A 3,029-nucleotide genomic window follows, 5' to 3' on the forward strand; every position below is an offset into this window, starting at 1 on the left:
AGCTTTGGAGGCAATGAACTCTATCATGAATGGAGAGTCATCTCCTGTACAGACCGCTTCCTTCCTTACAGCATTAAAGATGAAGGGTGAAACTGTAGATGAAATAAGCGGATGTGCTATGTCTGTAATCGACAATGCCAGCAAGTTGGAATACAAACATGAAAATCTTGTTGACTGTGTTGGTACTGGTGGCGATGGAGCAAATACCTTCAATATATCAACTACGGCATCATTTATAGCGGCTGGAGCAGGAGTTAAGGTGGCAAAGCATGGTAATAGGTCGGTATCAAGCAAGAGCGGATCAGCCGATGTTTTGGAAAAGCTAGGAGTACATCTTACTGATGAAAATGAAAAGATTAAAAACTGTCTTGATGAAGCTAACATAGGCTTCATGTTTGCACCTCATCACCACAAGTCTTTTAAAAACGTTGTACCTGTAAGAAAAGAACTGAAATTCAGAACGGTATTCAATATATTGGGACCTATGGTTAATCCAGCTTCAGTAGAGAAACAAATCATGGGAGTATATGATAAGCATCTTGTTCATGTATGTGCAAATGTATTAAAGGAACTTGGAGTGAAACGGGCTATGGTAGTCCATGGAGAAGACGGTCTTGATGAGATAACACTTACAGGTAAAACCTATGTGTCGGAAATCAAGGATGACAAGGTGATTGAATATGTAATAAATCCGGAGGATTATGGATTCAAGCTATGTGAATTAAAAGATATATCAGGCGAAACGCCTGAGGTTAACGCTAATATATTAGAATCCATACTTAAGGGTGTTGATGGTTTCAAGAGAGATATTGCCATTTTAAATGCTGCGGCAGCCATATACATATCAGGAGTGGCAAATAGTTTCGAAGAAGGTTTACATAAAGCTATAATCTCGGTGGATTCTGGCATGGCCTATGAAAAACTTGAAAAAATGAGGACGGAAACTAGGAGGTAGACTGATGATTTTGGATAAGATAATAGATAAAAAGATTGAAAAATTAATAGAAACCAAAAAAAACAAAAGCCTTTATGAATTGAAGATGGAAGTTGAAGGCATGGAAAAGGAAATGTCATATAAATTCGAAAAAGGGTTACATAATAAAAATAGGATTACAATTATAGCTGAAATCAAGAAAGCTTCACCTTCGAAGGGACTTATTTCCGATGAATTTAAGTATTTGGATTACGCAGAAATCTACAATGAAAATGCTGATGCCATATCGGTTTTAACTGAAGAGGATTTTTTTCTAGGAAAAGGAAAATATCTTACAGAAGTGAAAGAAAAGGTGGATATTCCTGTTTTGAGGAAGGACTTTATAATTGATGAATATCAGATTTATGAAGCTAAAGTTTTGAATGCTGATGCTATATTATTAATTTGCAGAATAATGGATGAGAAGAAATTGACAGAATTTATCAGTCTTGCCTACAGTCTTGGACTTGAATGTCTGGTTGAAGTACACAATGAAGCTGATGTAAAAAAGGCATTGAATTCAGGTTCGAGAATAATTGGAGTAAACAACAGAGATCTTGAAACATTTACGGTGGACCTAAAAAACACCGAAAAGCTAATTAGTCTTATGCCAGATGATATAGTGAAGGTTAGTGAAAGTGGAATAAACACCTATGAGGATATGAAATATCTTGATGGAATAGGTGTCGATGCAGTGCTTATTGGTGAAGCTTTCATGAAATCTCCTGACAGGGTAGGGAAATTTAATGAATTGAGGGGATTGAAATGACAAGTATTAAAATATGCGGTCTCAGGACCATCAACGATGTTGATATAGTCAACAGGTATTATCCGGAATATGCTGGATTTGTTCTTGCAGAGAGCAAGCGAAATGTTAGCCTCAGTCAGCTTAAAATATTTATAGAGGAACTCGATGATTCAATAGCTCCGGTAGGTGTATTTGTTAATCAAAGCCTGTATTACATAGAACAATCTCTTGTATGTGGATTGAAGATTGTTCAGCTTCATGGAGATGAAAACAAAAAATATATAGACAGGCTCGATGAACTCAAAAAAAATTATGATTTCAAAATATGGAAGGTTGTAAGGATAGGGAATCAGCCATTGGATACGGTCATGAAGCATCTGGATACATTTGACAATGTTGATGGATTTCTTCTGGATAAGTTTTCAGACAAAGCTTATGGAGGTCTTGGTGAGAAATTCAACTGGGCAGCATACAAGGATATAGGTAGTAAATATCCTGTTATACTTGCCGGAGGACTTAATGAAAATAATGTATTGGAAGGTATAGATCATATAGATCCATGCTGTGTCGATGTTAGTTCGGGAGTTGAAACTGACGATTCTAAGGATGGAGGAAAAATAAAGAGATTCATAGAACTTGTGAGGAGTAATGGATAAATATTAAATTTTCAAGTTTTAGCGACAAGCTTATTGTTAGAATCGAATAATATAATATTGATTTATGCGACTAATATGTGTTATTATCAATTAGAAATAATATGACATAATATATATAGAAATAATCGGAGGTTGAAATGGCATTTAAATTTGAAGTAGTAACTAAATTCGGTGAATTATCTGAAAATGCAAAAGGCTGGAAAAAGGAACTTACACTTGTTAGCTGGAATGAAAGGGAACCAAAGTATGACATTAGAGAATGGGATCCTGATCATGAAAAGATGACAAAGGGAGTAACCTTTTCTGCTGAAGAACTTATACAGCTTAGAGATATATTGAATGAGCTGGAAATCGAATAACGATTTATTAAAATAACCGGGTAAAAGACTGGTTATTTTTTTTATTTAAGTTTATAATGTATATATATTTAATTTTAGGAGGGTATATGGCTGGTAAAAACAAAAAACAAAGTTCGATTTTTGGAACAGTCATTTCAATATATCTGCTGTTCATGCTTTTAACTAGAGTTTTAAGAACCAATATGAACATAAAAAGTGGGAATGTCATAATTGTTATAGTAATAGGAATTATTGTAGTGACAAGGATATTGTCAATAGCGAGCAAAGCCTCAAAATCCGGGGAAGCGGATTTC

General features: G+C 34.9%; 5 protein-coding genes. All 5 read left to right on the top strand.

Annotated features, from left to right (window positions below; genetic code table 11):
- The coding region (gene trpD, locus AC3AX0_RS10360) for an anthranilate phosphoribosyltransferase (protein ID WP_487550216.1) at nucleotides 1-955 on the top strand (955 nt) is incomplete at its 5' end.
- A gap of 4 nt (nucleotides 956-959) precedes the next feature.
- Nucleotides 960-1,742 carry an indole-3-glycerol phosphate synthase TrpC gene (gene trpC / locus AC3AX0_RS10365; protein WP_487550217.1) on the top strand — a complete coding sequence of 261 codons (783 nt, stop codon included), beginning with the start codon at nucleotides 960-962 and terminating at the stop codon, nucleotides 1,740-1,742.
- Complete coding sequence (locus AC3AX0_RS10370; RefSeq protein WP_487550218.1) at nucleotides 1,739-2,377, top strand: phosphoribosylanthranilate isomerase; 639 nt, start codon at nucleotides 1,739-1,741, stop codon at nucleotides 2,375-2,377. Before trpC ends, AC3AX0_RS10370 begins: the two co-directional genes overlap by 4 nt.
- Before the next feature lie 137 nt (nucleotides 2,378-2,514).
- The gene (locus AC3AX0_RS10375; protein WP_487550219.1) at nucleotides 2,515-2,736 is read left to right on the top strand and encodes a YdbC family protein; all 222 of its coding nucleotides are present in this window, start codon (nucleotides 2,515-2,517) and stop codon (nucleotides 2,734-2,736) included.
- Between the two features lie 86 nt (nucleotides 2,737-2,822).
- On the top strand, nucleotides 2,823-3,029 hold a 207-nt coding region (locus AC3AX0_RS10380), incomplete at its 3' end, for a hypothetical protein (protein WP_487550220.1).

Source organism: Dethiosulfatibacter sp. (genome assembly GCF_983023055.1).